This is a genomic window from Corynebacterium striatum ATCC 6940 (assembly GCF_000159135.1).
In the GTDB taxonomy this organism is placed as follows: Bacteria; Actinomycetota; Actinomycetes; order Mycobacteriales; family Mycobacteriaceae; genus Corynebacterium; species Corynebacterium striatum.
Genome location: NZ_GG667520.1, coordinates 478,829 through 484,511, shown reverse-complemented (window position 1 = coordinate 484,511; position 5,683 = coordinate 478,829). Strand labels below are relative to the sequence as shown.

The following is a 5,683-nucleotide window of genomic DNA, read 5'->3' as shown; positions in this document are numbered from 1 at the left end:
CGAAAAGAAGAATTCAGCGTCAACTGCGATTTTCGATGTATTTTCCGCTGGATTAAAGACTGCGCGTGACAGCTGGTGCTACGGACCAAACCGCAAATCTGTCGAGTCTCATATGCAAACTCTCATCCAGACATACGAATCTGCCCGTAAGGAATTTACCAATTGGTGTCAGAAACTAGAGCTGACGAAGCCAAAAGAAGGCGACGTTAATCTATTCCTTGAGGCCAATCCGCGTTACAGCGATCGCACACTCATTTCTTGGAACCGAAGCCTCAAGCAACAGCTCGCAGCCCTAAAGAAAATCTCCTTCGACGAGTCCTATATTGTTGACTCTCTTTATCGCCCGATGCACCGCCAATTCGCTTACTTTCACCAGCCAGTCAATGACATGGTCTACTTGCTGCCACGTCTGTTTCCGACCGCAGCTCACGACAACATTGGGGTTGTGCTCACCGGCGCCGCTTCCCACTACGACTTCGGTCTCATCGCAACAAATCTACTGCCGAACCTCCATACTCTCGACACCGGTCAATTTTTCCCGCGCTGGACCTGGGAGCCCGTCAAGGCGCCGGAGGGTGAGCTGGACTTTGGGATGGGGGCATCGGAAAGCTCGAAGCCTGGTACGGAAGGAGACATCCTCGATGGATACCGGCGCGTGGACAACATCACGGACGAGATTCTTGGGATTTACCGCGAGGCGCTGGGCTCGGATGTGACGAAGGATGACATCTTCTACTTCGTGTACGGGCAGCTGCATGACCCAGGGTACCGAGAGAAGTACGCCGCGGACCTGAAGAAGATGCTGCCACATATCGAGACTCCAACATCGCGGGCGCGGTTCGACCAACTGGCTGCCGCCGGCCGGGAACTCATGGATCTGCATGTGAACTACGAGGACGTGGAGCCGTGGCCGGTGACAGTGGATCTGAAGGCATCGGCAGACGAGTCCGACCGCGAGACGTGGCGCGTGCAAAAGATGAAGTGGGCAAAGAAGAAGGACTCGGAGACGGGTAAGAACGTCAACGATGTTACGACTCTCGTCTACAACAAGTCCGTGACCATCCGCGATATCCCGCCGGAGGCGGACGAGTACATGCTCGGCTCGCGGTCTGCGCTGGCGTGGATTATTGACCGGTACCGGGTAAAGAAGGACAAGGCATCGGGAATCGTCAACGACCCCAACGACTGGGCTGACGAGGTGGGAAATCCGCGGTACATCGTGGACCTCATCGCGAAGGTCACGCGCGTGGCGGTGGAGACGGTACGGATTGTGGAAGGAATCAGGGAGGTTGGCGAAGAAAAGTAGCTCTGAGGGACGTGCCATCGTTTTGACCCGGGTTGAGGCTGCACCTCAGTACAGCGCGGGCGCTCCCTCTTTTTAGTCTCTGAAAGAATAATTTCAAGGCCACCAATTCTGCTCGGCGAAACAGAGTATGTCTCGCACATGCAGGTAGCAGGCCGAGGCCTTTCGCGGGCATTTTCAATGAGTCTCGTCGGAGGCTAGCTGTATTTCGTAATGCCAGGTAAAATAAGTTCTAACTTTTGACTCAGACCCTCGCCGATTATGAAAGGTGGGCAGATCCATGAATCGTAAAGATGCAGCACGTAAGCGTCTTCTTGAAAACGCTCAAAAGTCCGCCGCCTCTGTCGAAGTACTTAGCGACAACGAACTTGCTACAGCAGCCTACCGTCGGCTTCTCCGCACAATCGATGCTCAATCTGAGCCCCTTGATCCCGATGCTGCGGAAGCGTTTGCTCATGAAGAAATCGCCACTATGCGAATGGAGAAGAGGATCCGTACCGCCTTGGGGGCAGGTAAGTGACCGAAGAGCTTCAACAGATAGCAGCACACAGAAAGTTGCGTCTGGTTGTTGATACTAACCTCTTCATATCGTCTTTGCTGTCACCTCGCGGCTCCGAGCGCGCGCTGATTGAAGCATGTTTCGCAGGAAAATTTGAGTTGCTCTACTGCGAACACCTTCTCCAAGAAATTGAAGACGTTATTTCTAGAGAAAAATTTCGGAAGCGCTTCACTGTAGAAGAAGGCCTATCCCTCATCGATGCCATCGCCCTTGTCGGGACAGAGGTTCCGGACCGCGCGGAGCAAAAACTACCGCGAATCTGCGATGACCCCGATGACAATTTCCTTTTCGCTCTCTACGAAGACGGTAACGGAGACCTCCTTGTTAGCGGTGACAAAAGGTCCTCAAAGCCGCAGCCAGCGCACTTTGGATTACCAGCGCCGATGGCAAAATGGCAGCCACTCTCCTAGAGGATAGGAAGGCTTGGGGATCCGAACTTCTCAGAGGCGATAGTGAGAGCGGACGGGAAGCTATCGAAGCAGCGGGAAATCGGGCTATTTTCAACGCCGCCAATTTCCTATTCGAGGTAGTAGAGGGCATTAAGTCTAAAAAATTTGACCGTGAACTGCTCGCCCAAGCCGTTGTCCCCGGCACCGCAACTGCATGGCTTGAAGACTTCGAATCCGCTCAGTCATTGTTGATGAACCGCGCATTCGGCACTCACCCGATTATCATCTCGCCCGAGATTGTTGCCATCAAACTCATACCTGATCTTGGAGATTCCTACGTCGCACTGCGGCCGACTGCACCGATAGAAAACACCGTTTTCCTCACACTTGAGCGTTGCCCAGACCTTCTCGATAACAAAGGGAACGACGCTCTCGGCCTTGATGGTTGGAGAGCACACAGCATAGGGCCACGATTCTTACAGCCCAATGAAGTCCGGCCTCCAACGGATGCAGTACGCAAGAAGGCAGTTCAGTCACTACGCGGTTCGCGAAACTAAGCAAGATCCAGGAAACATATCACCATGATCTTCGAGCACTTTGGAGTCTTTCACGCACACACCTTTCGTTAATTTTTGTGCAGAGATCTCTCTTCAGTTCCTAATCAGCCTTTCGGCTGCAGGCAGGCGTTGCGGCCTATATTGTTGAAGGGATTGATTTACGTGCACCATTAGCGAGGGGAGCCGCAGCCGCATGAAGGGCGAAGTTAAACAGGCGTATACCATTTTCGACAGCGTCGAGAAAGAACTCATTATCCCTGTTTATCAACGCAATTACGACTGGTCAAAGAAGCAATGTGAGCGACTATTCGACGACCTGGAAACTCTGATTACGGAGAACAGAGAACGTCACTTCTTCGGCTCTATCGTTGGCAACCCCGAGACATCGTTCAAGTGGGTCGTTATTGATGGCCAACAGCGCCTCACCACGCTGAGTCTCTATATCCTCGCGCTCACGCACCTGTTGGATACCGGTGTCGTAACCTCCGAAGACCCCGAACTCGCGCGGCGGTTGCGTACTAGCTATCTCATGAAAAACAGCTCGACCAATGAACCAAAATTCAAGCTCAAGCCTGTAAAGAACGACGCAACCGCTTACAAGCGTTTGTTCGCTGATGAGTCGATGTTCATCGAGGACAGCAACCTCACGGCAAACTACCGGTACTTCCTCGAGCGGATGACCAAGAGCAAGCTCACCGGCGATCAACTGTGGAACGCCATCGAGAGACTTGACCTCATGATTCTCGATCTAGAGTCGCACGATGATCCACAACGCATCTTCGAATCGCTCAACTCGACAGGCCTTGCGTTGAGCGAAGGCGACAAAATTCGCAATCTCATACTCATGGGCTGCGAGCACCAGTTACAGACGACGCTGTACGAGAACTACTGGAATCCGATGGAGAAGAATATTTGGTACCTCACGGACTGGTTCATCCGCTGGTACCTAACGATCAAATTGTCGCGGACTCCCAAGCGCAACGAGGTCTATGACGAGTTCAAGGCATACTTTAAAAAACAAAGTTCCGATGTCCAGCCGGTACTCGGCGACATGTACGAGTATTCCCAAGTCATGCGCGAGATCTGTGGATCAGACACGAAGAATGCCGCACTCGACGCACAGCTCGAACGATTTAATCTCATCCGCGGCGATGTTCAGCTTCCGCTTCTCTTGCCGCTGTATCGCGACGTCAAGCGTGGCACGCTTTCAATAAACGAATTTTCGCGCATCATTCGACTACTGGAGATCCATATTTTCCGCCGGACGGTCGCTTCTGTTCCGACGAACTCGCTCAACAAGATCTACGAGACCATGTACAACGACATGCGGAAGATACGTGGAGAGAAAGACACGGCTTACGACGTGCTCACTTATCTGCTCCGACGCCGCGACGGATCGACCGGACGCATTCCCAGCGACGAAGAATTTAGCGCTGAGTTCCGTACCCGTAATATGTACAACATCCACAAAACGTGCGGGCTTATCTTTTCGATGTTCTCGAAAACGGAGATTCCAACGATACGAAGGACATCGCAACCGCGCTCGAGAACGGCAATGTCAGTGTCGAACACATTATGCCGCAGACGCTCAATGCGCAGTGGAAAGAAGACCTCGGAGAGAACTTTCAGGAGATTCATCAAACATGGGTGAACCGCATTGGAAACCTCACTGTCACTGGTTACAACTCCGCGTACTCCAACTCCAATTTCATTACCAAGCGTGACCGTGAGAAAGGCTTCCGAGAAACCGGTTATCGTCTCAATGACGATGTAAAGACGAAGGACAAATGGGACCGGACAGCTATGGAGCAGCGTACCGACGCGCTTTTGCGCCGCGCTCTCAACTACTGGTACCTCCCCAGTTCCGATTTTATCCCCAAGCGCGAAATGCTCCCTACTGAGCCGATGGGCGACGATGCGAACTTCACTGGGCGCTCGATCAGCGCCTTCGAATGGGAAGGCATCAAGATCCCTGTCAAAACCTGGGCCGAGTTCGTCCACATGCTGCTTAAGTTGATGGCCGAACGCTACCGAACGGAACTCATAAACTTCGTCGAACAAGCATCAGGAACTCTCGTGCTTACTAAGTCGGGCTACGCGTACTCGAGCCGAGTACGCGAAGTTGATGCAGGATTGGGCGTCGTCCTGTCTACATCGACCGATCAGAAAATTTCCTTCCTCCGTAGACTCTTCGATCATCTTCAACTAGATACCAATGAGGTCATCCTCACGCTGAGGAAGACAGCAGGCGAATCGCAACGCAACGAGGAAGAAGCCGAATCGACGTACTCTGCACTCACCGTGTTCAAGAGCATGGCGGACGATTTTTGTTCCCAGAACGTCACTCCAGAAGACACGCAGCAATTCGAGAATCAATTTGCTGAAGCGTTAGAGAAGTTCCGTCCGGATGAGCCTGCCGCTGTACTGGGAACGAAACCGCTCTCAGAGCTTGAGACAGCTGAGGGAATTGCAGCGGCCAGCGCCGAGGAGATTATTGCGGCTATCTGTCTAACCTATGACAAGCCGCCGGTGTATTTCCCCAACGCAATGTTCCACGCCATTGCAGACGGACACATGTCAAAGTGGCTTGCGCGAATTGAAGACATTGATACTGCCGTGGACGTGAACCGCTAAAGCGCAAGGCACCACGTTCGTTAGGAACATCGAATCTTCCGATTTATCACTGAAACCGACGCCTTAACTCGACGCCTAACCTCCTCCAAGCCCGAGCCGTTTCTTGAGTCCAGTGCAGTATGCAGCCACGTCAGGTCCCAGTATGTCGGCGCCCTTCGGGGCGAGCAGGCTGCCATCGCCGAGGGCGGAGTGGGCGACAGTGCGGGCGGCATCGGCAAGCGCGATGCGTTGGATAAGCCAA

The 5,683-nt window shown here is 53.0% G+C and carries 5 protein-coding genes and 1 pseudogene; all 6 read left to right on the top strand.

The genetic code is table 11. From position 1 onward, the window contains the following. Window positions 1-28: 28 nt before the first annotated feature. Window positions 29-1,306, top strand: a complete 1,278-nt coding sequence (locus HMPREF0308_RS13865; RefSeq protein WP_304364699.1) for a type ISP restriction/modification enzyme — start codon at window positions 29-31, stop codon at window positions 1,304-1,306. A 277-nt stretch (window positions 1,307-1,583) separates the two neighbouring features. Beyond that, window positions 1,584-1,823, top strand: coding sequence for a hypothetical protein (locus tag HMPREF0308_RS04475; protein ID WP_005529127.1), 240 nt, complete (start codon window positions 1,584-1,586; stop codon window positions 1,821-1,823). Beyond that, window positions 1,820-2,272 carry a putative toxin-antitoxin system toxin component, PIN family gene (locus HMPREF0308_RS12965; protein ID WP_005529126.1) on the top strand — a complete coding sequence of 151 codons (453 nt, stop codon included), beginning with the start codon at window positions 1,820-1,822 and terminating at the stop codon, window positions 2,270-2,272. The genes HMPREF0308_RS04475 and HMPREF0308_RS12965 overlap by 4 nt, the downstream gene beginning before the upstream one ends. Then, window positions 2,254-2,808: a hypothetical protein gene (locus tag HMPREF0308_RS04465; RefSeq protein ID WP_005529124.1), complete on the top strand. Its 555-nt coding sequence runs from the start codon at window positions 2,254-2,256 to the stop codon at window positions 2,806-2,808. Before HMPREF0308_RS12965 ends, HMPREF0308_RS04465 begins: the two co-directional genes overlap by 19 nt. 193 nt (window positions 2,809-3,001) lie before the next feature. Beyond that, a complete protein-coding gene (locus HMPREF0308_RS14440; protein ID WP_005529121.1) occupies window positions 3,002-4,459 on the top strand; it encodes a DUF262 domain-containing protein in 1,458 nt (485 codons plus the stop codon). Beyond that, a pseudogene (locus tag HMPREF0308_RS12955) lies at window positions 4,342-5,442 on the top strand (HNH endonuclease family protein); the annotation flags it as partial. The gene HMPREF0308_RS14440 and the pseudogene HMPREF0308_RS12955, both read left to right, overlap by 118 nt. Window positions 5,443-5,683 lie beyond the last annotated feature (241 nt).